Annotated in this window: 28 protein-coding genes, 1 pseudogene and 1 riboswitch; of the genes and pseudogenes, 16 read left to right on the forward strand and 13 right to left on the reverse strand. The window is 70.3% G+C overall.

What is annotated here, in order from left to right; all coding sequences use genetic code 11:
• Positions 1–122 precede the first annotated feature (122 nt).
• A complete protein-coding gene (locus tag ACIRA5_RS01230; RefSeq protein WP_403686107.1) occupies positions 123–1,283 on the forward strand; it encodes an 8-amino-7-oxononanoate synthase in 1,161 nt (386 codons plus the stop codon).
• Here ACIRA5_RS01230 and ACIRA5_RS01235 read toward each other — a convergent pair.
• Both ACIRA5_RS01235 and ACIRA5_RS01240 read right to left on the reverse strand, forming a co-directional pair.
• Complete coding sequence (locus ACIRA5_RS01235; RefSeq protein ID WP_352046696.1) at positions 1,240–1,464, reverse strand: DUF397 domain-containing protein; 225 nt, start codon at positions 1,462–1,464, stop codon at positions 1,240–1,242. The genes ACIRA5_RS01230 and ACIRA5_RS01235 overlap by 44 nt on opposite strands.
• Positions 1,465–1,476: 12 nt before the next feature.
• Entirely contained in the window at positions 1,477–2,334 is an 858-nt protein-coding gene (locus ACIRA5_RS01240) for a helix-turn-helix domain-containing protein (protein WP_403686109.1), read from the reverse strand.
• 212 nt (positions 2,335–2,546) lie between these two features.
• Between ACIRA5_RS01240 and ACIRA5_RS01245 the strand changes: the two genes are divergently transcribed.
• Positions 2,547–3,005, forward strand: a complete 459-nt coding sequence (locus ACIRA5_RS01245) for an ATP-binding protein (protein ID WP_266416963.1) — start codon at positions 2,547–2,549, stop codon at positions 3,003–3,005.
• Positions 3,006–3,347: 342 nt separating this feature from the next.
• Here the strand turns inward: ACIRA5_RS01245 and ACIRA5_RS01250 are convergent, their stop codons facing one another.
• The 4 genes from ACIRA5_RS01250 to ACIRA5_RS01265 form a co-directional block, all read right to left on the reverse strand.
• Positions 3,348–3,869: a DUF6328 family protein gene (locus ACIRA5_RS01250; RefSeq protein WP_403686110.1), complete on the reverse strand. Its 522-nt coding sequence runs from the start codon at positions 3,867–3,869 to the stop codon at positions 3,348–3,350.
• An 88-nt stretch (positions 3,870–3,957) separates the two neighbouring features.
• Positions 3,958–4,431 carry a C40 family peptidase gene (locus ACIRA5_RS01255; RefSeq protein ID WP_054228982.1) on the reverse strand — a complete coding sequence of 158 codons (474 nt, stop codon included), beginning with the start codon at positions 4,429–4,431 and terminating at the stop codon, positions 3,958–3,960.
• Between the two features lie 3 nt (positions 4,432–4,434).
• Positions 4,435–4,620, reverse strand: a riboswitch (cyclic di-AMP (ydaO/yuaA leader).
• 346 nt (positions 4,621–4,966) lie between these two features.
• Complete coding sequence (locus ACIRA5_RS01260; RefSeq protein ID WP_054228981.1) at positions 4,967–5,272, reverse strand: hypothetical protein; 306 nt, start codon at positions 5,270–5,272, stop codon at positions 4,967–4,969.
• 7 nt (positions 5,273–5,279) lie between these two features.
• Positions 5,280–5,936, reverse strand: a complete 657-nt coding sequence (locus ACIRA5_RS01265) for an ATP-dependent Clp protease proteolytic subunit (protein WP_403686111.1) — start codon at positions 5,934–5,936, stop codon at positions 5,280–5,282.
• Between the two features lie 202 nt (positions 5,937–6,138).
• On the opposite strand from ACIRA5_RS01265, the gene ACIRA5_RS01270 reads away from it, so the two are divergent.
• From ACIRA5_RS01270 to ACIRA5_RS01305, 8 genes are all read left to right on the forward strand, one after another.
• Positions 6,139–6,417: a type II toxin-antitoxin system Phd/YefM family antitoxin gene (locus tag ACIRA5_RS01270; protein WP_060902456.1), complete on the forward strand. Its 279-nt coding sequence runs from the start codon at positions 6,139–6,141 to the stop codon at positions 6,415–6,417.
• Positions 6,418–6,686: 269 nt separating this feature from the next.
• On the forward strand, positions 6,687–6,989 hold the full coding sequence (locus tag ACIRA5_RS01275; RefSeq protein ID WP_054229180.1) for an urease subunit gamma: 303 nt from the start codon (positions 6,687–6,689) through the stop codon (positions 6,987–6,989).
• A 16-nt stretch (positions 6,990–7,005) separates the two neighbouring features.
• Complete coding sequence (locus tag ACIRA5_RS01280; protein WP_054228979.1) at positions 7,006–7,317, forward strand: urease subunit beta; 312 nt, start codon at positions 7,006–7,008, stop codon at positions 7,315–7,317.
• Positions 7,310–9,031: an urease subunit alpha gene (locus ACIRA5_RS01285; protein ID WP_403686114.1), complete on the forward strand. Its 1,722-nt coding sequence runs from the start codon at positions 7,310–7,312 to the stop codon at positions 9,029–9,031. The genes ACIRA5_RS01280 and ACIRA5_RS01285 overlap by 8 nt, the downstream gene beginning before the upstream one ends.
• Positions 9,031–9,705 carry an urease accessory protein UreF gene (locus tag ACIRA5_RS01290; RefSeq protein ID WP_403686116.1) on the forward strand — a complete coding sequence of 225 codons (675 nt, stop codon included), beginning with the start codon at positions 9,031–9,033 and terminating at the stop codon, positions 9,703–9,705. Before ACIRA5_RS01285 ends, ACIRA5_RS01290 begins: the two co-directional genes overlap by 1 nt.
• A gap of 97 nt (positions 9,706–9,802) precedes the next feature.
• On the forward strand, positions 9,803–10,486 hold the full coding sequence (gene ureG, locus ACIRA5_RS01295) for an urease accessory protein UreG (protein ID WP_403686118.1): 684 nt from the start codon (positions 9,803–9,805) through the stop codon (positions 10,484–10,486).
• Complete coding sequence (locus ACIRA5_RS01300) at positions 10,483–11,244, forward strand: urease accessory protein UreD (RefSeq protein WP_403686119.1); 762 nt, start codon at positions 10,483–10,485, stop codon at positions 11,242–11,244. The genes ureG and ACIRA5_RS01300 overlap by 4 nt, the downstream gene beginning before the upstream one ends.
• A gap of 133 nt (positions 11,245–11,377) precedes the next feature.
• Positions 11,378–12,976 carry an alpha/beta hydrolase gene (locus ACIRA5_RS01305; RefSeq protein WP_403686120.1) on the forward strand — a complete coding sequence of 533 codons (1,599 nt, stop codon included), beginning with the start codon at positions 11,378–11,380 and terminating at the stop codon, positions 12,974–12,976.
• Positions 12,977–13,037: 61 nt separating this feature from the next.
• Here the strand turns inward: ACIRA5_RS01305 and ACIRA5_RS01310 are convergent, their stop codons facing one another.
• Both ACIRA5_RS01310 and ACIRA5_RS01315 read right to left on the reverse strand, forming a co-directional pair.
• Positions 13,038–13,763, reverse strand: a complete 726-nt coding sequence (locus tag ACIRA5_RS01310) for a lysophospholipid acyltransferase family protein (protein WP_352046705.1) — start codon at positions 13,761–13,763, stop codon at positions 13,038–13,040.
• Between the two features lie 110 nt (positions 13,764–13,873).
• Positions 13,874–14,392 carry a CGNR zinc finger domain-containing protein gene (locus ACIRA5_RS01315; RefSeq protein WP_403686122.1) on the reverse strand — a complete coding sequence of 173 codons (519 nt, stop codon included), beginning with the start codon at positions 14,390–14,392 and terminating at the stop codon, positions 13,874–13,876.
• A gap of 26 nt (positions 14,393–14,418) precedes the next feature.
• On the opposite strand from ACIRA5_RS01315, the gene ACIRA5_RS01320 reads away from it, so the two are divergent.
• The gene (locus tag ACIRA5_RS01320) at positions 14,419–14,940 is read left to right on the forward strand and encodes a GNAT family N-acetyltransferase (protein WP_403686124.1); all 522 of its coding nucleotides are present in this window, start codon (positions 14,419–14,421) and stop codon (positions 14,938–14,940) included.
• Positions 14,941–15,037: 97 nt separating this feature from the next.
• Here the strand turns inward: ACIRA5_RS01320 and ACIRA5_RS01325 are convergent.
• A pseudogene (locus ACIRA5_RS01325) lies at positions 15,038–16,028 on the reverse strand (5-methyltetrahydropteroyltriglutamate--homocysteine S-methyltransferase); the annotation flags it as partial.
• Here ACIRA5_RS01325 and ACIRA5_RS01330 point away from each other — a divergent pair.
• Positions 16,003–16,845, forward strand: coding sequence for a short-chain fatty acyl-CoA regulator family protein (locus tag ACIRA5_RS01330; protein WP_403687183.1), 843 nt, complete (start codon positions 16,003–16,005; stop codon positions 16,843–16,845). The pseudogene ACIRA5_RS01325 and the gene ACIRA5_RS01330 overlap by 26 nt on opposite strands.
• Before the next feature lie 52 nt (positions 16,846–16,897).
• On the opposite strand, the gene ACIRA5_RS01335 is transcribed toward ACIRA5_RS01330, so the two are convergent.
• Positions 16,898–17,278, reverse strand: coding sequence for a winged helix-turn-helix transcriptional regulator (locus ACIRA5_RS01335; protein ID WP_403686126.1), 381 nt, complete (start codon positions 17,276–17,278; stop codon positions 16,898–16,900).
• 142 nt (positions 17,279–17,420) lie between these two features.
• Between ACIRA5_RS01335 and ACIRA5_RS01340 the strand changes: the two genes are divergently transcribed.
• The 3 genes from ACIRA5_RS01340 (at position 17,421) to ACIRA5_RS01350 (ending at position 18,832) form a co-directional block, all read left to right on the forward strand.
• Positions 17,421–17,828, forward strand: coding sequence for a RidA family protein (locus ACIRA5_RS01340; protein WP_403686127.1), 408 nt, complete (start codon positions 17,421–17,423; stop codon positions 17,826–17,828).
• 103 nt (positions 17,829–17,931) lie between these two features.
• Complete coding sequence (locus ACIRA5_RS01345) at positions 17,932–18,429, forward strand: GbsR/MarR family transcriptional regulator (RefSeq protein WP_403686128.1); 498 nt, start codon at positions 17,932–17,934, stop codon at positions 18,427–18,429.
• Positions 18,430–18,487: 58 nt separating this feature from the next.
• Positions 18,488–18,832: a hypothetical protein gene (locus tag ACIRA5_RS01350; protein ID WP_403686129.1), complete on the forward strand. Its 345-nt coding sequence runs from the start codon at positions 18,488–18,490 to the stop codon at positions 18,830–18,832.
• Positions 18,833–18,994: 162 nt separating this feature from the next.
• Here ACIRA5_RS01350 and rocD read toward each other — a convergent pair whose 3' ends face one another.
• From rocD to ACIRA5_RS01365, 3 genes are all read right to left on the reverse strand, one after another.
• The gene (rocD, locus tag ACIRA5_RS01355; RefSeq protein ID WP_403686130.1) at positions 18,995–20,245 is read right to left on the reverse strand and encodes an ornithine--oxo-acid transaminase; all 1,251 of its coding nucleotides are present in this window, start codon (positions 20,243–20,245) and stop codon (positions 18,995–18,997) included.
• Positions 20,242–21,063, reverse strand: coding sequence for a dimethylargininase (ddaH, locus tag ACIRA5_RS01360; protein ID WP_403686132.1), 822 nt, complete (start codon positions 21,061–21,063; stop codon positions 20,242–20,244). Before ddaH ends, rocD begins: the two co-directional genes overlap by 4 nt.
• Positions 21,064–21,186: 123 nt before the next feature.
• A complete protein-coding gene (locus ACIRA5_RS01365; protein ID WP_266580697.1) occupies positions 21,187–21,699 on the reverse strand; it encodes an Lrp/AsnC family transcriptional regulator in 513 nt (170 codons plus the stop codon).
• A gap of 119 nt (positions 21,700–21,818) precedes the next feature.
• Here ACIRA5_RS01365 and ACIRA5_RS01370 point away from each other — a divergent pair, with 119 nt between their 5' ends.
• A complete protein-coding gene (locus tag ACIRA5_RS01370; protein WP_075025347.1) occupies positions 21,819–22,574 on the forward strand; it encodes a LytTR family DNA-binding domain-containing protein in 756 nt (251 codons plus the stop codon).
• The last annotated feature ends 3 nt before the right edge of the window (positions 22,575–22,577 follow it).

Consider the following 22,577-nt stretch of genomic DNA (forward strand, 5'->3'; position numbering starts at 1 on the left):
CGACGTGTGGGTATTGCCACATCATGGGCGCCGCGTCGCCCCGCTAGGGTCTGTGCACTGCCTACAAAACGACCACCTTCATGACCCCTTCACGACCACTCCCAGGGCCCGGAGGCACCAGCATGGCCGGATCGCCGTTCGCGTGGATCGACGAGCAGGCGCACCAGCGCCGCCAGGCCGGACTCGTCCGCACCCTGCGCCCCCGCGCCGCCGACTCACCCCTTCTCGATCTGGCGAGCAACGACTACCTCGGGCTGGCCCACCACCCCGAGATCACGGCGGCCGCCGCACAGGCCGCGCGCCGCTGGGGCGCCGGTGCGACCGGCTCGCGGCTCGTCTCCGGCACGACCGAACTTCATGGCGAACTCGAACGCGAGCTGGCGGAATTCTGCGGCTTCGAGTCCGCGCTCGTCTTCTCCTCCGGCTACGCGGCCAACCTCGCCGCCGTGACCACGCTCGCGCCGCACGGCTCGCTGGTCGTCTCGGACGCGGGCAACCACGCCTCCCTCATCGACGGCTGCCGGCTCGCCCGGGGCACGACCCAGGTCGTGGCGCACGCCGACCCCGACGCCGTGCGCAAGGCGCTGGGCACGCACGAGGGTCCTGCCGTCGCCGTGTCCGACACGGTCTTCTCGGTGGACGGCGACGCGGCCCCGCTGGCCGAACTCGCCACCGCCTGCCGCGAGCACGGCGCGGCGCTGCTCGTCGACGACGCACACGGGCTGGGCGTCCTGGGCGACGGCGGCCGGGGCGCCCCGCAGGCCGCGGGGCTCGCGGGCGCGCCGGACGTGGTCGTGACCGCCACGCTCTCCAAGTCGTTCGGCAGCCAGGGCGGAGCCGTCCTCGGACCCGCCCCGGTCATCGACCACCTGGTCAACGCGGCGCGCACCTTCATCTTCGACACCGGTCTCGCGCCCGCGGCGGCGGGCGCGGCCCTCGCGGCGCTCAGGCTGCTGCGCCGTGAGCCGGAGCGCGCCGCCCGGGCTCGCGCGGTGGCGACGGCGCTGCACACCCGGCTGACCGCCGAGGGCCTGGAAGCCGTACGACCGGACGCCGCCGTGGTCTCCGTGCGCGCACCGTCCGCCGAACAGGCCGTGCGGTGGGCCGCCGACTGCCGGGAAGCGGGACTCGCCGTCGGCTGCTTCCGCCCCCCGTCCGTGCCCGACGGCATCTCCCGGCTGCGGCTGACCGCCCGCGCGGACCTCACCGACGCGCAGATCGAGCACGCCGTCGGCGTGATCAGTTCAGTCCGGCGACAAAGCCCTCCCAACTGGCGGGAGTGAAGAGCAGGGCGGGGCCCGCTTTGTTCTTGGAATCGCGCACGGCGACCAGTCCGGCCCAGGGTCCTGGGCCGGGTCGGGCCGTCTCGACGCAGTTGTTCATTCCCGTACTGCGGCTGCTGCGCAGCCATCGCACGTCGTGGAGTGAAGTACTGGAAAGTACGTACCGAGGCAGTGCAGTCATGGGGGTGCCTCCTTACGCGCCGTCACCTATCCCGGCGATGTAGTCCAACGAGTCCTCGGGCGAAAGGGCGTGGAACTGAAGGGCGTTGAAGGCCTCGGTGTAGGCCTGAAGGTCTTCTTTCCGTTCGAGGTAGAGGCTACTCGTCAAGTGGTCGAGAACAACCACATCCAGATCAGTTGTGTTCGGAAATGAGAAGATAACGAAAGGCCCGGTGACGCCGATATGGGCTCCCGCGGCGAACGGCAGGACCTGAAGCCGCACTTGAGGCAGGGTGGCGGCCTCCCGCAGACGCTCCAGTTGCCGAGCCATCACCTCCGGGCCGCCGACCTCGCGTCTTAACACGGCCTCGTCCAGGACCGCGGTCAGTTCCAGCGGCGGATTCGAACGCAGGACGTCCTGCCGGGCGAGGCGCACCTCGACGAGCGCGTCGAGCTTGCCGTCCTCCAGGCCGCCGACGGCGACCCGGGTCACCTCCCGCGCGTACTCGGGCGTCTGGAGCAGTCCGGGTACCACCGAGGTCTCCAGCGTGCGCATGCCGCTGGCCTGCGACTCCAGACTGATGAAGTCGCGGTACGTGGGCGGCAGGACGCCGCGGTAGGCGTGCCACCAGTGATGGCGGCCGTTGCCCTCGGAACCCGCGAGGCCGACCAGGAGCTCCCGTAACTCGTGCCCCGTGACGGCGTAGACGTCCAACAGGCGCTCCACATCGGCCGGTTTCACTCCACTGATACCGGTCTCGATCCGGCTCACCTTCGACTGGTGCCAGCCGACGAGACGGGCCGCCTCACCACTGGTGAGACCCGCATCGGCGCGCAGCGCGCGCAGTTCGGCACCGAGCTTGCGGCGGCGCACCGCGGGACCGTGCTGCATGGCTGTACTCCTTACTCCTCCCGAGCCGCCCAAATACGCTCCGCCGTCGCAGAGTTCACCGCATCGAGCGACAGATATATGCATATCTCGGTGGATCGCACCCGTGACCGGCCCAGTGATGGCAGTCTGGCGCGAAGCACCAGTCCGGGACCGTACTCGAACCATCCGCTCCGTGTCGGACTCCGGTCCCGTGGGAAAGGGACGACGTCGCCATGGCAGATCACCAGGAAGCATCCGTCACTCTGCCGAGCGATCCCGCCTCGGTCTCCGCGGCCCGGAAATTCGTCGCCGATGTGCTGGCCGAATGGGGCCTGCCGTGCGACGCCGAAGTCGCGGACACCGTACGCCTGATCGTGTCAGAACTAGCCACCAACGCCGTCCAACACACGTTCGGGCAGTCGCCCACCTTCACGGTGGACGTCCGGCTCGACCGGGATGAACACCTGCGGATCGGCGTCACCGACAGCCATCCGCGCTTTCCCAAACGTCTGCCCGCCGCCGTCCAGCAGGACAACGGGCGCGGCATGGTGATCATCCGCTGGCTGACCGCCGAATGCGGCGGCAGACTCGTCGTCCGGCCCACCCGCGAGGGCGGCAAGACGGTCGCCATCGAGCTGCCCTGGACGGTGCCGGCCCAGCCGGTGACGGCCGGTGGCCCACAAGAGCCCTGAGGAGCGGCTCAGTTGTCGTGTCTGCCCCGTCCGGCGCCTCGCGGCGGGGCCCGGAAGACCTCGGTCGGCGGCACCGACCGGTCCCCGGCCCGGCGGGCGACGGAGAGCGTACGGCGCGGATCTCCCGGTCCCGGCGACCGCGGCCCCACCGGAGCCGCCGCCGTCCCGGCCACCCTCTGCGCTACGACCGCGCTGTCCGGCTGGTTCGGCCGGCGGCAGTCGGGATGAACCGCCCGCCGCGGCAGGGGCTCGTCACCGACGCGCTCGACCCGAAGGCGCCGAGCACCTTCCTCAGCCGACTGCCGCGGTTCGTGCCCGCGGGTGGTCCGGCGATGAGCGCGCTCACGGTTCTCGTTCCGGTGCTTCTCTCGGAGCCGGCGCTCCGCTGACGACGGCACGGTGCACCAGGCCGGGCAGGAGGCCCCACAGCGCCACACAGACGAGCAGGGTGCCCGCGCCCGAGGCGATCCCGGCGGCGCGTCCCAGCGCCACGTCCACGACGAGCAGCACCGATCCCGTCAGCGTCAGCATGAGCACGCCCATCCCGACCGTGGCCAGGACGGAGGAGACCCGCACGATGGTCGGCTTCGCGCCCTGCCGGAACAGCGACCTGTGCAGCGCGGCGGGCGCCGTGAAGAGCGCGGCGGCCGCCACGGCCAGCAGGAGGGTGGTGACGTACGTGGCGCGCTGCACCGTGTCGAGGGACGGGAAGCGCGGGGTGAACGCCAGCGTCAGCAGGAACGCGAAGAGGATCTGCACACCGGTCTGCGTGACGCGCAGCTCCTGGAGCAGCTCGCCGAAGTTGCGATCGGCGCGCTCCAGGGGCGTCTCGTTCCGTTCCTCGGGGGAAGGTCGCTCAGCCATGGTGAACGAGTAACCGGTTCGTCCGCTTTTCACGCCCGGGGGTGGAACCCCGAGGGGGTGCCGGCCGGCCGGCACCCCCTCGGGCAGGTCAGCTGACCCGGCCGTACCAGACGCTCTTCGTCCAGATCTTCTGCAGCTTCACGACCTCCCCTGTCTTCGGGGAGTGCCAGATCTTTCCCTTCCCGGCGTAGATGCCGACGTGGTACACGTTCCGGCCCGAGTGGAAGAACACCAGGTCTCCGGCCTTGCGGTGGGACGCGGAGATGTGGTGTGTCTTGTTGTACTGCGCCGCGGCCGTACGAGGCAGCGTCTTGCCCGCCTTCTTGTACGAGTAGAGCGTGAGCCCGGAGCAGTCGAAGCGGCGTGGCCCGGCGGCGCCGTACTGGTACGGGGAGCCCTTCTTGGAAGCCGCGACCTGAAGTGCCTTCGTCGCCAGCGTGGCCGCTTCGGCGTCGGATGCGACGCCAGGAACCACAAGGCTGCCGCCCACGGCGGCGAGGGTGAGCGCCGAGGCCGTACCGGCCCGGGTCCACAGCGACGGGACACGATTGAGCGCAGTCATGCGCAACCCTTCGTCAGCCGCCTGTGAAGGATGACCTGTCGGATTCGGGCTGGCGAAGTAGCCCGGCCGCTTGCGCGGCTTCACCCCAAGGGCCGCCCGGATCTCTCCGGCGACCCGTCTTGCTGGGTCCTCCACTCCTGCCGATGCACTTCTGTCGACCGGTCATCCGGGCAGCGGCAGGACTCGGCGTCCGCCCGGACCGCCCCGCCGCTGTGGCGGGGGCTTGTCGTCGGAAGGGATCTTCACGCATAGCGGTCGGAAAATCCGAGCGGAACCGGCGATTTGTGGCGTTACTCACCACTCACCCGTTCGGGTGGACGACCCTCTGTTCGGGCGATGTTGGGGACGCCGACGACGGTCCCACCAGCACCGGAGCGTCTCATTCCGCCTCCGGGCTACGCGCGTTGCGCAACTTTTTCGGTTCCCCGAAGGGGCCTGTGACTACTCCATCAGGGGGTACACCATCTGGTCCGTTTGAACCCCGGGCCGGACGCCTCGCTGACTTGGCGTACACGGCGACCCGGGTGTGGGTGTGTCAGTTGTCGGCGTCGGGCGGCAGGGTGACGCGGGCCGCCCGCCGCTCACCGTCGAGGACGCGCAAAGCCTGCGCCAGCGTCGGCGCGTGCACCTCGCTCTCGCCGCGCTGGTGCATCAGCGCGAGGGCGTCCCGCAGCTCGGTGGCCTTGGCGACCAGCGCCTGGGCGGCACGCAGCCCGCGGTAGGTGTCTCCGGGCCTGGCCGGGTTGATACGGCCCAGTAGGTCGACCACGTCGAGGTAACGGTCGATCAGCTCGGCCTCGGCGCGCGTCAGCGCGGGCAACGGGGGCAGTTCGGGCACCATCGGCGGATCACCTCGCGTCGGGTGTGGCGTTCCTCGCACCGGGCGCGGTGCGCGAGGTCTTGCGGCTGGGGATGATCCCGTCCACCAGTCCGTACGCCAACGCGGCCTGAGCGTCCAGGATCTTGTCCCGCTCGATGTCGGCGGCGACCTGTTCAGGACTCTGCCCCGTGTGGCGGACGAGCATGTCCTCCAGCAGCCTTCGAGTGCGCATCAACTCCTCGGCCTGGAGGGCCAGATCGCTCGCCTGTCCCTGTACCGGCTCGGGAAGTGACGGCTGGTGGATCAGCACCCGGGCGCCCGGCAGTGCGAACCGCTTGCCCGGCGCGCCGCCGGCCAGCAGCACGGCGGCGGCCGAAGCGGCCTGCCCCAGACAGGTGGTCTCCACGTCGCAGCTGACGAACTGCATCGTGTCGTAGATCGCCGTCATCGCGCTGAACGAGCCGCCGGGGGAGTTGATGTACAGCGCGATGTCCTGGTCCGGTGCCAGATATTCGAGGTGCATGAACTGCGCCATCACGTCGTTCGCCGAGGTGTCGTCGATCGGCGTCCCGAGGAACACGATCCGCTCGTCGAGCAGCTTCGCGTACGGATCCAGGGTCCGGTGCCCCATGCTCGTCCGTTCGGTGAACTCGGGCAGGACGTGACGGGCGGACGGTTCATTCATGGCACGCGCCTCCTGTGAAGGGTTCTGTAAAAAATGTACAGGACGTACAGAGTGGGGGAAGGGTGCTCGGCTGACAGCGAAATTCCCCGTGCGCCGCCGGTGGAGAGGGTCGCCAGATCGTGCGCACGCATCGTTTTCGGTGGAGCTGAACGAGATCGTCCACTCTGTGGAGGTGCCGGGGGCCCGGACTAAGCTGGTGGGCATGGCCTACGAGATTCCGGTGACGCAAGCCAGGGCTGAGCTCGCCGATCTGATCAACCGGGTGGTGTACGGGGGCGAGCGCGTCGTGGTGACACGGCATGGCAAGCCCCTCGTCGCCCTGGTCTCCGCCGCCGACCTGGAGCGGCTCGAGGAACTCCCGGAGTCCGCCGACGAGCAGGTGGTCAGCTCCCTCTCCAGCGTCCGCGAGGTCGCGTCCGCCCCGCGTGAGCGCCAGCGCTTCGGCATCGCGGCGGAGCACCGGGGGCACGGCGCCTCGTAGGGTCCCTTCGGCGGCGACGGTGAGGGTGACGGCCGCGTCGAAGGCGAGCGGCCGTCGCGCCGTATACGGTCCGGCCCATGGCCTCGTCCCGGGCCGCGGCCTCGACGACGGCCCGGGAGCGTCCACGTCGGTCATGTGTGCAGCACAGCGCGGTTAACGTCCTCGAAACGACGGCCAACTAGCGTGCCCATCCACGCCACCAGGGGTTTTGGTGGCTGCGGCCACCGGACCCCGCACGGTCCGGAGCGAGGACTGTGAGGTGGGACGCCGTGCAACTGACCCCGCACGAGCAAGAGAGGCTGCTGATCCATGTGGCCGCCGACGTGGCCGAGAAGCGACGGGCCCGCGGGCTCAAACTGAACCACCCCGAGGCGGTCGCCCTCATCACGTCGCACATCCTCGAGGGCGCGCGCGACGGCCGTACGGTCGCCGAGCTGATGTCCTCCGGACGCAAGATCCTCACCCGGGACGACGTCATGGAGGGCATCCCCGAGATGATCCATGACGTCCAGGTCGAGGCGACCTTCCCGGACGGCACCAAGCTCGTCACCGTCCACGACCCGATCGTCTGACGGGGGAGCGAGAGCCATGATTCCCGGAGAGATCCTGTTCGCCGACGGACCCGTCGCCTTCAACGAGGGCCGTGAGGTCACCCGGCTGACCGTCCTCAACGCCGCCGACCGGCCCGTCCAGGTCGGCTCCCACTACCACTTCGCCGAGGCCAACCCCGGTCTGGACTTCGACCGCGCCGCCGCGCGCGGCAAGCGGCTCAACGTCGCCGCCGGCACCGCCGTGCGCTTCGAGCCCGGGATCCCCGTCGACGTCGAACTCGTTCCGCTCACCGGCGCCCGTGTCGTGCCCGGCCTGCGCGGGGAGACCGGAGGTGCCCTCGATGCCTGAGCTCTCACGCGCCGCATACGCCGACCTGTTCGGCCCCACCACCGGCGACCGCATCCGGCTCGCCGACACCGATCTGCTGATCGAGATCGAGGAGGACCGTTCCGGCGGCCCTGGGCTCGCCGGTGACGAGGCCGTCTTCGGCGGTGGCAAGGTCATCCGCGAATCCATGGGCCAGGCGCGCGCCACGCGCGCGGAAGGCACTCCGGACACGGTCATCACCGGTGTCGTGATCGTCGACCACTGGGGGATCGTCAAGGCCGACGTCGGCATCCGCGACGGCCGGATCACCGGCATCGGCAAGGCCGGCAACCCGGACACCATGGACGGGATCCACCCCGACCTCGTCATCGGCCCCGAGACCGAGATCATCGCGGGCAACGGACGGATCGTCACCGCGGGTGCCATCGACGCGCACGTCCACCTGATCTGTCCGCAGATCGCCGACGAGGCGCTCGCCTCCGGCATCACGACGCTGGTCGGCGGCGGTACAGGTCCCGCCGAGGGCTCGAAGGCGACGACGGTCACTCCCGGCCCCTGGCACCTCGCCCGGATGCTGGAGGCGATGGAGCAGTACCCGCTCAACTTCGGTCTGCTCGGCAAGGGCAACACCGTCTCGCGCGACGCGATGCTGTCGCAGATCCGGGGCGGGGCGCTGGGGCTCAAGCTGCACGAGGACTGGGGCTCCACGCCCGCCGTCATCGACGCCGCGCTGACCGTCGCCGACCGCACCGGTATCCAGGTCGCCATCCACACGGACACCCTGAACGAGGCCGGGTTCGTCGGCGACACGCTCTCCGCGATCGCCGGCCGCGGCATCCACGCCTACCACACCGAGGGTGCGGGCGGCGGGCACGCGCCGGACATCATGACCGTCGTCTCCGAGCCGCACATACTGCCCAGCTCCACCAACCCGACCCGGCCGTACACCGTCAACACCGCCGAGGAACACCTCGACATGCTGATGGTCTGTCACCACCTCAACGCGGCCGTCCCGGAGGACCTGGCCTTCGCCGAATCCCGCATCCGGCCCTCCACCATCGGGGCCGAGGACATCCTGCACGACCTGGGCGCCATCTCGATCATCTCGTCCGACGCGCAGGCGATGGGCCGGGTCGGCGAGGTCATCATGCGGACCTGGCAGACGGCCCACGTGATGAAGCGGCGGCGCGGCGCCCTCCCCGGTGACGGGCGCGCGGACAACCACCGCGTACGTCGATATGTCGCCAAGTACACGATCAACCCGGCGCTCGCGCAGGGCCTCGCCCGCGAGATCGGCTCCGTCGAGACCGGCAAGCTGGCCGACCTCGTGCTGTGGGAGCCCGCGTTCTTCGGGGTCAAGCCGCAGCTCGTCATCAAGGGCGGGCAGATCGCATACGCGCAGATGGGCGACGCCAACGCGTCCATCCCGACACCGCAACCGATCCTGCCCCGGCCGATGTTCGGGGCGATCGGACGGGCACCCGCCTCGAACTCGTTCAACTTCGTGGCGCCGCTCGCCATCGAGGACGGACTGCCGGAGCGGCTCTCGCTGGGGAAACGGTTCGTGGCGATCGACTCGACGCGTGGGGTGACCAAGGCCGACATGCGGGAGAACGACGCCCGGCCGCGAGTACGGGTCGATCCCGACAGTTTCGCCGTGCACATCGACGGGGAGCTGGTCGAGGCCACTCCGGCCGCCGAACTGCCCATGGCCCAGCGTTACTTCCTCTTCTGATGTCCCGCGCGGCACTACTCGTCCTGGCCGACGGCCGCTTCCCCGCCGGAGGGCACGCCCACTCCGGCGGGGCCGAGGCGGCGGTCAAGGCCGGGCGGATCAGCGGGGCGGCGAGCCTGGAGGACTTCTGCCGGGGGCGACTGCAGACGGCGGGGCTGGTGTCGGCCGCCCTGGCCGCGGCGGCCGCGCTCGGGGTCGATCCGGCGCTGCTGGACTCGGCCGCGGACGCGCGCACGCCGTCGCCGGCTCTGCGGGTCGCCGCGCGGCGGCTCGGGCGGCAGCTGATGCGGGCGGCTCGGGCGACCTGGCCGTCCGGGGAACTCGACGCGCTGGCACGGGACTTTCCCAAGGGAGCGCACCAGCCGGTCGTCCTGGGGCTGGCGGCGCGGGCCGCCGGGCTCGGGCCCGAGGACGCCGCGTACTGCTGCGCGTACGAGAGCGTCAGCGGTCCGGCGACCGCGACCGTGCGCTTGCTGAGCCTTGATCCGTTCGACGCCACGGGGGTGCTGGCCCGGCTCGCGCCGGAGTTGGACGTCGTGGCGCGTGCGGCGGCCGACGCGGCGCGGAAGGTGGTCGACGGTGGGGTCGACGCGTTGCCGTCGGCGTCGGCGCCGTTGCTGGAGATCAGTGCGCAGGCGCATGCGGCTTGGGCCGTACGGCTCTTCGCGTCGTAGGTGGATCGCCCACGCCGCCCCTGCCCATGCCCACCCCTGGGGCTCCGCCCCCGGACCCCCGTACAGGCCTGCAAGACGACACCTCGGAGCCGCCATCATGCATCTCGACCACGATCACTCCCGCGACGGGGCCTCCGCCGTCGGTGCCGACGCTCGTCGGCCCGACGGCTCGCGGCGCGCTCTGCGCATCGGGCTCGGTGGGCCCGTCGGGTCCGGGAAGACGGCGACCGTCGCCGCGCTCTGCCGGGCGCTGCGGGAGGAGCTGTCGCTCGCGGTCGTCACGAACGACATCTACACACGGGAGGACGCCGAGTTCCTGCTGCGGGAGGCCGTGCTCCCGCCGGAGCGGATCACCGCCGTGGAGACGGGGGCGTGCCCGCACACCGCGATCCGGGACGACATCTCCGCGAACCTCGAAGCGGTGGAGGACCTGGAGGACGAGGTGGGGCCCTTGGACCTCATCCTCGTCGAGTCCGGGGGTGACAACCTCACCGCGACGTTCTCCAGGGGACTGGTGGACGCGCAGGTCTTCGTCATCGACGTGGCGGGCGGGGACGACATTCCGCGCAAGGGCGGGCCCGGTGTCACCACCGCCGACCTGCTCGTCGTCAACAAGACCGACCTGGCGCCGTACGTGGGGTCCGACCTGGGACGGATGGCCGCCGACGCCAAGGCGCAGCGGGCCGAACTGCCCGTCGTCTTCCAGTCGCTGCGGACCGAGGCCGGGGTGACGTCCGTCGCCGACTGGGTGCGGGAGCGGCTGGCCGCGTGGACGGCATGACCACAGCGGGAGTACGGGCCACCGCACGGATCGGGGCACGGGCCGACGGGCGCGGCGGTACCGCGCTGCCCGTGCTGGAGGGAGAGGGGCCGCTCGCCCTGCGGCGCACCCGGGCGAGCGGGGACGAGGCACGCGTCATGCTCGTCGGGGCGATGAGCGGGCCGCTCGGCGGTGACCGCTTCGCCGTGCGGGCGGAGGTGGGAGAGGGGGCACGGCTGCACGTCGGATCGGCCGCCGCGACCATCGCTCTGCCGGGACAGGCCAAGGGCGAGGCCCGATACGACGTGCGGCTCGACGTGTCCTGCGGGGGTGAACTGCGCTGGCTGCCCGAGCAGTTGATCTCCGCCCAGGGAAGTGACCTGTACGTGTCCTCGCGCGTCGAGCTCTGCTCGGGCGCTCGGCTCGTCTTCCGGGAGGAGCAGGTACTCGGGCGGGTCGGCGAGCAACCCGGACGGCTCACCAGTCGTCTTACCGTACGGCTCGACGGACGGCCGCTGCTGGACCAGGAGCTGTCGTGCGGTCCCGGCGCACCCGGCGGCTGGGACGGTCCCGCGGGGCTCGGGGGACATCGGGCACTGGGTCAGCTCGTCGTCGTACGGCCGGAGTTCGTGAGTGAGCCGCCGCAGGCGCGGCTGTTGGGGGAGTACGCGGCTCTCATGCCGCTCGCCGGGCCCGCGGTCCTGGTGAGCGCCCTGGCGCCGGACGCGCTGCGACTGCGGCGCGTGCTGGACGAGGCCTTGCGCGCACTCGACCGATAAGTGCTCTCCGCTCAACGGGACTTGGTACTCCGGTTATCGGAATGGTAAAGAAGGCCGGTCGCCCCTGTTCTCAGGGACCTCACAGCAGAAAGGATCCCCGTACCAATCGCAACGATGTACGGGGAGGTCCCACTTGAGGGCTAAGAGACCGACGAGACGCCTGACCGCGTTCGCTTCGGCCGGAGCACTCGTCACGGCGACCCTGATAGCCGGAGCCGTCGCGGCGCCGTCGGCCACCGCCGACTCGCGTCACGGTCAGGACCGCGAGGCCCGCGGTGCGGCGATCGCCGCCGCCCGAGCCGCGAAGGCCGGGATCAACTGGCAGGACTGCCCTGCGGACTGGGGCTTCGAGAAGCCGATCCAGTGCGGCTGGGTGTCCGTCCCGCTCGACTACGCCCACCCCTACGGCAAGCAGATCAAGCTCGCCGTCGACCGTATCGGGAACACCGGGACCAAGGCGGAGCGCCAGGGCGCGCTCGTCTACAACCCGGGTGGCCCCGGCGGTTCGGGCATGCGCTTCCCGCGCCGTGTCACCACCAAGGCCCCCCTGTGGGTGAACACCTCGAAGGCGTACGACTTCGTGGGCTTCGACCCGCGCGGTGTCGGCCACTCCGCCCCGATCTCCTGCATTGACCCGCAGGCGTTCGTGAAGGCGCCCAAGGCCGACCCGGTCCCGGACTCCGAGGCCGACAAGCGCGTCCAGCGGGGGCTCGCCGCCGCGTACGCGGACGGCTGTGCCAAGCGCAGCGGCAAGGCGATGCTGGCGCAGATGACCACGCCCAACACCGCCCGCGACCTGGATGTCATCCGGGCCGGACTCGGTGAGAAGAAGCTCAACTACCTGGGCGTCTCCTACGGCACCTACCTCGGCGCCGTCTACGGCACCCTTTTCCCGGGCCACGTCCGGCGCATGGTCGTCGACAGTGTCGTCAACCCGGCGAAGGAGAACATCTGGTACCAGGCCAACCTGGAGCAGGACATCGCCTTCGAGGGCCGCTGGAAGGACTGGGAGGACTGGGTCGCGGGGAACGACGCCGCCTTCCACCTCGGCGACACCCGCGCCAAGGTCCAGGACCAGTGGCTGAAGCTGCGGGCCACCGCGAAGAAGAGCCCGCTCGGTGGCGTCGTGGGCCCCGCCGAACTGATCTCCTTCTTCCAGAGCGCCCCGTACTACGACTCGTCGTGGGTGCCGGTCGCGACGGCGTTCAGCAAGTACGTCGCCGGTGACACCCAGGCGCTCGTCGACGCCGCCGCCCCCGACATGTCCGACACCGCGGGCAACATCGCCTCGGAGAACGGCAACGCCGTCTACACGGCCGTCGAGTGCACCGACGCCAAGTGGCCCACCAGCTGGTCGAAGTGGGACAAGGACAACACGAAGCTCCACAAGAGCTACCCGTTCATGACGTGGGCCAACGCGTGGATGAACCTGCCCTGCGCGACCTGGCCGGTCAAGCAGCAGACCCCGGTGAACGTCAAGACCGGCAAGGGCCTGCCCGCCGTCCTGATCGTGCAGTCCACGCGTGACGCCGCCACTCCGTACCCCGGCGCCGTCGAACTGCACAAGCGCTTCAAGGGCTCCCGCCTGATCACCGAGAACGGTGCGGGCTCGCACGGTGTGACCGGCCTGGTCAACCCGTGCATCAACACCCGGGTGGACTCCTACTTGCTCACGGGCAAGACGGACGCGGCCGATGTGACGTGCACCCCGCACGCCACGCCGACCCCGTAACACCCCACGCACAGAGGGGCGGCCGGATCCCCGGCCGCCCCTTTTGCCTGCCGTGCCCCTCTCAACTCAACGGTATCCGAGGGAACTTGCGGGCCTGGGCCGCGACCTCGGCCGCCTCCTCCGCTTTGACGACGGCCGCGTACCGGTCGACGTACTCCTGCTCGGAGAGGGTGAGGATGGCGTACATGATCTCGTCGGTGACGGCGCGCAGGATGGCCTTCTCGTTCTCCATCCCGGCGTAGCGGGAGAAGTCGAGGGGCTTGCCGAAGCGGATCACCACGGGGTGGAGGCTCGGGATCTTCTGGCCCGGCGGCTGCGCTTCGAAGGTGCCGATCATGGCGCAGGGGATGACCGGAACCCCGGCCTTCAGCGCCATGACCGCGACGCCGACCTTGCCCTTGTAGAGGCGCCCGTCGTGCGAACGCGTCCCCTCCGGGTAGATGCCGAGCAGTTCGTCCTTGCGCAGCACGCCCAGTCCCTCGCGGATCGCGGCCTGGCCCGCGTCCTTGCCGGAGCGGTCCACCGGGATCTGCCCGGCGCTGCGGAAGAAGGCGGCCGTCAGCCGTCCCTTGATACCGGGTCCCGTGAAGTACTCGGCCTTCGCCAGGAAGGTGATCCGCCGCTTCAGGATCGCGGGCATCAGGAAGTGGTCCGAGAACGAGAGATGGTTGCCGGCCACGATGGCGGGACCCGACGCCGGTATGTGCTCAAGGCCCTCGATCCGAGGCCGGAACACCAGCCTCAACAATGGACCCAGAAGCACGTATTTGAGCACGTAGTAAAACACGGTGTCTCTCCAACTCTACGGAATCGGCTCTGGGGCCGCGTTCTTCCGGACGTCATCCCTGAGGATGCTCTACTGGCCACGTGGGGGATAGGGGCGGCTCGTGACGCTCGTCAAACGCCGCGTGCCCGGTGGCGGCGTACCGCGTCGCGGTTGGCGCAGCGTGGGGAGCAGTACCGCTGCCGTCCGGTGCGGGAGGTGTCGGCGAAGATCGTGTTGCACTCGCTCACGGCGCAGCGTCGGAGGCGGTGCATGCCTCGTCCGGTCAGGTGCAGTGCGGTACCCACGGCGATGAGCGAGAACAGTACGGCGCCGAGTGTCTGCCGGTCGTCGCGGAAGTGCAGGTGCCAGCCGCTGCCGGCGTGGTTGGTCATCCGCGGGTGGGCTGCGGCCGCCGCCAGCATCCGGTTGAGGAGTTCGGCGCGTTCCTGTTCGTCGGTGGCATCGACGACCTCCTCCCACGCCTCCAGTGCGTCCTGGGCGCGGACGAGGTCCTGGGGAGTGGCCGGGTTCTCCAGCACCAGCCCGGCGGCGCGGCAGCGCTCCGCGAGCTCCTCGGTGCCGGCCGGGCGTCGGTTGGCCAGATCGGCGGCCAGGTTCACGGCATCCTCGCCGTAAGGGTTGAGGTGCATAAGACCATTACATCAGTCTGGTCGGCATGGGACAACGCAAAGGAAACGGGCCGGCCGTGCGGCAGGCGGTGGAGTACGACCTGGTGGAGCTCGTACGTCTGCGGGCCCTGCTGTTCGAGAACCTCGGTGGTCACTTCTTCAGCCCCGCGTCGGCGGACGAGGACTGGCTGGACGCCCTGGCCGTGGTGCTGAAGGAACAGCTGACCGCGGATGCCGTGCGCATCCTCGTGGTGGACGGTGACGGTGACGGTGACGGTGACAGCGACGGCGACCGTGGCCTGGCCGCCTGTGGGATCGCCACCATCGAGCAGCGGCTGCCCGGCCCGCATCTGCGCAACGGCCGGATCGGGCACGTGATCGGCGTGGTCACCGACCCGTCGTACCGGCGCCGCGGTCACAGCCGCTCGATCATGCGGGGCCTGCTCGACTGGCTCGGGGAACGTGAGGTCGCCCGAGTGGACCTGTACGCCTCCGCCGAGGGTGAACCGCTGTACCGCGAACTCGGCTTCACCAACCACCCCGACCCCGCGCTGTACTGGCGCCCGTGAGTCACCGGCCTCCACGGGGGCGCGGGGCTTGTGGTGTGGTGGGTCGCCGGTGGGCCGGGAAGGCGGTGGGCGCGCTCTCCCGGCCCGTCGTACGGGCTCAGGACGCGGACAGCTCCGCGCGGACCGTCCGGGCCGCGGTGACCAGGTTCTCCAGCGAGGCGCGGTCTCGGGCCAGGCGCGGGTCTTCAGGCCGCAGTCGGGGTTGACCCACAGTCGTTCCGCGGGAATGGCCTCAAGTCCCTTGCGCAGCAGGGCCGCCGCCTCGTCCGCGCCGGGTACGCGTGGGGAGTGGATGTCGTACACGCCGGGTCCGGCCTCGCGCGGGTAGCCGTGGCCCGCGAGTTCACGGGCGACCTGCATGTGGGAGCGGGCGGCCTCGAGGCTGATGACGTCGGCGTCGAGGTCGTCGATGGCCTGGACGATGACCGAAGTCCCGGCCGCCTCAAGGTCGTTCACCTCCTCGCGCAGGGCGAGGGCGACCTGTCGGGCGGTGTCGGCGAGGGGCTGGTCGTCGCGGACGAAGGACCAGGCGAGCATGGTGACCGGGCCGGTGAGCATGCCCTTGACCGGCTTGGTCGTGAGGGACTGGGCGTACGTCGTCCAGCGCACCGTCATCGCGTCCGGGCGGGAGATGTCGCCGGCCAGGATCGGCGGGCGTACGTAGCGGGTGCCGTAGGACTGGACCCAGCCGTGCCGCGTGGCGAGGTAGCCGGTGAGCTGTTCGGCGAAGTACTGGACCATGTCATTGCGTTCGGCCTCGCCGTGCACAAGGACGTCGAGGCCGGTCTTCTCCTGGAAGGAGATCACCTCGCCGATCTCGGCCCTGATGCGTTCCTCGTACCCGGCGCTGTCGATCCGGCCCGCGCGCAGGTCCGCCCGCGCGGTGCGCAGTTCGGAGGTCTGCGGGAAGGAGCCGATGGTGGTGGTCGGAAGCAGGGGCAGCCGCAGGTGGGCGCGCTGGGCTGCGGTCCGTTCGGGGTAGGGCTGGGAGCGGCGGGCGTCGGCATCCGGCCCGGCGAGGTCGTGCGGGCTCTCACCGAGCGGCTCGTCGACGGGCACGGCGTGCGGACGGCCGCGGAGTCCCGCGATCGACTGCATCACTACGACACGGCGTCCCGCACTCTCCCTCTGTCGGGCCGTCTGCGACCGGGGCAGCGGGCGTTCCGTCCGGCGACTCAGCTCGCCCTGCTCGAGTACGGCGACGAACTCGACCAGCAGGCCGCCGCCGACTTTCCCGCCGGTTCACCGTCGCATGCGCTGGCCCGGATCGGCATCGCCAACTACTTCGCCGCCGCGCTGATCCTGCCCTACCGCACCTTCCACGCGGCGGCGGAGGAGGTGCGGTACGACATCGAACGCCTCACCGACCGCTACGGCCTCGGCTACGAGACCGTCTGCCACCGTCTGAGCACCCTCCAGCGCCCGCGGCTGCGCGGAGTTCCCTTCTCCTTCGTCCGGGCCGACCGGGCCGGCAACCTGTCCAAACGGCAGTCCGCGACCGACTTCCACTTCTCCCGGGCCGGCGGCACCTGCCCCCTGTGGAACGTCTACGGGGCGTTCGCGGCCCCCGGCCGTATCCACGTCCAGATCGCCGAAATGCCCGACGGCCAGCGCTACTTGTGGACGGCACATGCCCTGACCCGCCACCGCGGAGGCTGGGGCGAACCCGGCAAGACCTATGCCATCGGCCTGGGCTGCGAGATCCGCCACGCCGCACGCCTCGTCTACGCCGACGGACTCGACCTCGGCAATGCCGCCGCCGCTACCCCCATCGGCATGGGCTGCCGCAGCTGCGAACGCACCGACTGCCCCCAGCGTGCCGTACCCCCGCTCGGCCGGCGATTGAGAATCGACGAGAACGACAGCACGTTCGTCCCGTACCCGGTGGTCGACCCGTCGCCTTGAGGGCAACGGGAAGGCGTCCGGCGGGGACGCGAGCGTGTGAGTGCTCCAGCCGTCAGGTGTCGAAGCGGCGGCGGGCGGCCTCGATGTCGCCGAGGTACCGGTGGGTCCAGCCGCACATGGCATCGACCGTGGCGCGAAGGCCCTGGCCCGATGCGGTGAGGGTGTATTCGACCCGCGGCGGCACGGTGGGGTGCACGCGGCGCTCGATCAGGCCGTTGCGTTCCAGCATGCGCAGGTTCTGGGTGAGCATCTTGTGGCTGATGCCCTCGATCTCGTTGCGCAGCTCGGTGAAGCGCAGGGTGCGTTCCCCGAGAGTCTCGATGATCAGGAACGCCCACTTGTTCGCGACGTCGGAGAAGATCTCCCGCGCCAAAGAGTCCGCGCGCCTCAGGTCCGCATCCTCGGGCAGGCCTCTGAACTGCTTGGTCACCATAAGGTTCCCCAGTCACTGAAAAGTGCGTTCTTCCAGGTCAGCGGCCACTCTCCTACAGTTCCCGAGTAACCACAAGAGAGCGAGGGCCTCTTGGCTCGGTGGATGCGAGCCCATGGGCGCTCATGGCAAGGAGGCAGGCAGCATGGCCATCACCCTGGTGAACCCCGACGGATTGCCGAAGATCCCGGTGTACCGGCAGGTGGCGATCGCGACCGGGTCGAAGCTCGTCTTCATCGCCGGGCAGGTCGCCTGGGACGCCGAGGGGGTCACGGTCGGCGAAGGTGACCTCGCCGCTCAGGTCGAGCGGAGCTACCTCAACGTCGGTACCGCACTGGCCGAGGCCGACGCCTCCTTCGACGACGTGGCGAAGCTGACCATCTACGTCGTCGACTGGAGCCCCGACAAGATGCCCCTGGTCCTGGAGGGAGTCGCGCGGGCCTCCGCGAAGCTGGGGATCACCCCGATGGCGCCGGGCACGCTGATCGGCGTGGCGGCACTGGACGTCCCCGACCATCTGGTGGAGGTCGAAGCGACCGCGATCCTCGACTGAGGAGCCCGCTCTTTGCCGTCGCCCGTCACCCGTCGCCCGTCACCCATCGACGGAGATGACACACATATGTGTCATCTCCGTCATTGGTGTTAGGTTCGGCGGTGTGCCGAGTGACAGCCAGTTGATCTTCGCCGACCACGTCGGGCGGTTCTATGCCCGCCAGTACGGGTTTCCGCCGATGGCCGGGCGCCTGTTGGGGTACCTGCTCGTCTGTGATCCGCCTCATCAGACGATCGACGAGCTGAGCCAGGCGCTGCTGGCGAGCCGGAGTGCCATCACCGGTGCGGTGAAGCTGCTTGAGAGCTACGGGACGGCGCGGCGCTCGCGTGCCGCCGGTGAGCGTATGGACCGGGTGAGCCTGGATCCGGCCAGTCGGCAGCCGCAGAACTTCGACGCCGCCGTCCACCAGGAGCATGCGGCGCTGTTCAGGGAGGGGCTGGCGCTGCTCGCCGATGATCCACCGGAGCGGCGTGCGCCACTCGAAGAGATGGTCGCGCTGGCCGAGTTCCTGGCCGAACGCCTGCCCAGGCTGGTGGACGAGTGGCACGCGCACCGCGACACGCTGCGCGCCTCGGGAAAGCTGCCCAGCCCCGGCGCGTAGCCGCACCAGGTCCGGGGCCGGCCGGCCCCGGAGCGAAACCATGGAGAGGCTGCCCGTCATGACCCAGCCCGACCTGTCCGCCTTGCGGGAACGCGCCGAGCACGGCGACGCCTCCGCGGCCGACGAGCTGATCGAACTCGCCACCGAACTCGGCGACCTGAACGAACTGCGCCGCCTCGCGGACGCGGGCAACCCCACCGCGACCGACGAACTCATCCAACTCGCCGCAGAGCAAGGCGATCTCCAAGAACTGCGCCGCCTTTCGGACCGCGGCAACGCCACGGCCACCGACCAGCTGATCGAACTCGCCACCGAACTCGACACCCTGGACGAGCTGCGACGCCTCGCCGGCCAGGGCAACACGACAGCGGCCGAGCAACTCGCGGAGCTCACCGCCGAGTGAGGGGTTTCCTCAAGGGATCGTTGCTCCGCTCGTCGACGGTGACCTCGGCACCGGCCCGGCCGCGCCGCCCGTTCGGCGCAGTCGGTCAACGGCGGCGGCATCTCGGCGGGGGCACGGCGTGCCCATCGCGTCGGCTGCCGCCGCCGGCGTCCGGGGCCGGTGTCAGACCCCCTGTGACAGCACCTTCTCCAAGGCGCCCAGGGCGGAGTGGAGTTCCTCACCGGTGATGGTCAACGGCGGGGCCAGCCGGATCGTCGATCCGTGGGTGTCCTTGACCAGAACTCCCTCACGCATCAGGCCCTCGCTGATCTCGCGCCCGGTGCCGATGGCCGGGTCGATGTCGACGCCCGCCCACAGCCCGCGAGAGCGGAAGCCTTCCACGCCCCGGCCCACGAGCGCCGTCAGACCGTCCCGCAGGACCACGCCCAACTCCGCCGCCCTGCTCTGGTATTCACCGGTCTCCAGGAGTCCTACGACCGCGGAGCCGACCGCGGCGGCCAGCGGATTGCCGCCGAAGGTCGAGCCGTGCTCACCGGGCCGCAGCACCCCGAGCACGTCCCGGCGGCCGACCACCGCCGACACCGGCACGATGCCACCGCCGAGTGCCTTGCCGAGGAGGAGCAGGTCGGGGACGACGTCCTCATGTTCCACGGCGAGCGTGGTGCCGGTGCGGCCCAGGCCGGACTGGATCTCGTCTGCGATGAACAGACAGCCGGCGCGCCGGGTCAGCTCCCGGACACCGGTCAGGTAGCCGTCGTCCGGGATGACGACGCCCGCCTCGCCCTGGATGGGCTCGATCAGCACAGCCGCGGTGGTCTCGTCGACGGCCGCCTCCAGCGCGGCGAGGTCGTTGTACGGGACGACGCGGAAGCCCGGGGTGAAGGGGCCGAAGCCGGCGCGGGCCGTCTCGTCCGTCGAGAAACTCACGATCGTCGTCGTACGGCCGTGGAAGTTGTCCGCGGCCACCACGATCGTCGCCCGGTCCGGTGCGACGTTCTTCACCTCGTACGCCCACTTGCGGGCCACCTTGATGGCGCTCTCCACCGCCTCCGCGCCCGTGTTCATCGGCAGGACCATGTCCAGGCCGGTCAACTCGGCCAGCGACTCGGCGAACTCGGCCAGCCGGTCGTTGTGGAAGGCGCGCGAGGTGAGCGTCAGCCGGTCCAGCTGACGGTGGGCCGCGTCGATCAGCACCGGGTTGCGGTGGCCGAAGTTGAGGGCCGAGTAGCCCGCCAGCATGTCGAGGTAGCGGCGGCCCTCGACGTCCTCGACCCAGGTGCCCTCCGCGTGGGCGACGACCACGGGAAGCGGGTGGTAGTTGTGCGCGAGGACGGGCTCCTCGGCGCGGATCAGGTCGGCGGAGGAGCGCGGACCGGCGGCGGAGGACGCGAGCGTACGGGCGGGAGCGGTCATGAGCGGATCTCCTGGGTGCAGCACTTGATGCCACCGCCGGCCTTGTGGAACTCGGAGAGGTCGACGGGGACGGGGACGTAGCCGTGGCGGGCCAGCCGGTCGGCGAGGGCCTCGGCGCGCGGCGCGATGAACACGTGGCGGCCGTCGGAGACGGAGTTCAGGCCGAAGGTGAACGCGTCCTCACGGGTCGCGAGCACCGCGTCCGGGAAGAGCCGGGTCAGGACCTCGCGACTGCCGGGCGAGAACGCCTCCGGGTAGTACGCGATGTTCGCCTCGGGCCCGTCGTCCAGGACGAAGAGTGCCGTGTCCAGATGGTAGAAGCGCGGGTCCACCAGTTGGAGGCTGACCACCGGGACGCCGAAGAACTCCTGCACCTCGCGGTGCGCCTCGGGGGTCGTTCGGAATCCGGTGCCGGCCAGTACGTACCGGCCCACCGGGACGAGGTCGCCCTCGCCCTCGCAGACGGATTCGGGACGGTAGACGTCGAAACCGGCCGCCTTGAACCAGGTCTCGTACGCCGTGGACTCGGGGCGGCGCTGCGGCGCGTGGAAGTACGAGCCGAAGACCCGGCCCGCCAGGACGAGCGCGGAGTTCGCCGCGAACACCATGTCCGGGAGTTCCGCCACGGGCTCCACGGTGTCCACGGTGTGGCCATGGGCCCGGTAGGCGCCGATCAGCGCCGCCCACTGGTCACGGGCCAGATCGACGTCCACGTGGGCGTCGGTATGCATCCAGGGATTGATCGCGTACTGCACGGCGAAGTGTCTGGGTTCGCAGACGAGAAAGCGCCGAGGGCGCGGCACACGGCTGTCGGGCACAGAGAGGTTCCTCCGCTTCCTGCGGTGTCGACGGGGGGTGCCTCCAAGGTAGGAAACGGGGGATACGGGGGACAAGCGACAAGAGCTGCGTATGTGCGCAGCATCGCTGCGTAATCACTCAGGTCAACGCAGGTTTGATGCGTCCTGCGCATCCTGTGGGGCCGCGTGGGTGGCGCCCGCCTCCGGGGCCTCCGGCAGCAGATGCGACAGCACCATGTAGCTGATCGTCTTCCGGATGAAGGGCTCGGTGCGGATCCGCTCCAGCACCTCCTCGAAGTGGTCCACATCCGTGGCCCGTACGTGGAGCAGCGCGTCCGCGCCGCCCGTCACCGTCATGGCCGCGGTGATCTCCGGATGGTTGCGGACCACCTCCGCGAGCCGCCGGGGCGGCGCCGCGCCTTCGCAGTACACCTCGACGTACGCCTCCGTGCGCCAGCCGAGCGCCGTCGGCTTCACCGTGGCCGTGAACCCGGTGATCACACCGGTCTCGCGCAGCCGGTCGACACGGCGCTTGACCGCGGTGGCCGACAGTCCGATCGCCGTGCCGATCTCGGCGAAGCTCGTCCGGGCATTGGCCATCAGGGCCGTGATGATCTTGCGGTCGAGTTCGTCGAACATCGCGGGCTTGCTGTTCATGGCGGCACTGTATCCAGCGAGAACGCCCACGCAACCAGCGACAACGTCCGCATGTCCAGCGACGACGTCCACGTCCCGCACATGTCCAGGCATGCCGATCGCTCCTACACTCCACTCTCATGCTGCGCGCGCTCGCCGTCGACGACGAACAACCGTCCCTCGAGGAACTCCTCTACCTCCTGAACGCCGATCCCCGGATCTCCAGCGCCGAGGGCGCGAGCGACGCGACCGAGGCGCTGCGCCGGATCAACCGGGCCCTGGAATCCGGACCCGGCGGGCCCGAAGCCATCGACGTCGTCTTCCTCGACATCCACATGCCCGGACTCGACGGGCTCGACCTCGCCCGGCTGCTCACCGGCTTCGCCTCACCGCCGCTCGTCGTGTTCGTCACCGCCCACGAGGGCTTCGCCGTCCAGGCCTTCGACCTCAAGGCCGTCGACTACGTCCTCAAGCCGGTACGGCGGGAGCGGCTGGCCGAAGCCGTCCGGCGGGCCGCCCAACTCCAGGACACCGCACCGCGGATACCCGTCCACGAGCCCGACCCGGACCACATATCCGTCGAACTCGGCGGCGTCACCCGCTTCGTGGCCGTCGAGGACATCACCCATGTCGAAGCACACGGCGACTACGCACGTCTGCACACCGCCCAGGGCAGCCATCTCGTCCGCATCCCGCTCTCCACCCTGGAGGAACGCTGGCGCTCACGCGGCTTCGTCCGCATCCACCGGCGCCATCTCGTCGCCCTGCGCCACATCGGCGAACTCCGCCTGGACGCGGGCACCGTGAGCGTCCTCGTCGACTCCGTCGAACTCCAGGTCAGCCGTCGGCACGCCCGCGAACTGCGCGATCTGCTGATGCGCCGGACCACGAGCTGAGAG

The organism is Streptomyces sp. NPDC096311, from assembly GCF_044763085.1.
Lineage (GTDB): Bacteria > Actinomycetota > Actinomycetes > Streptomycetales > Streptomycetaceae > Streptomyces.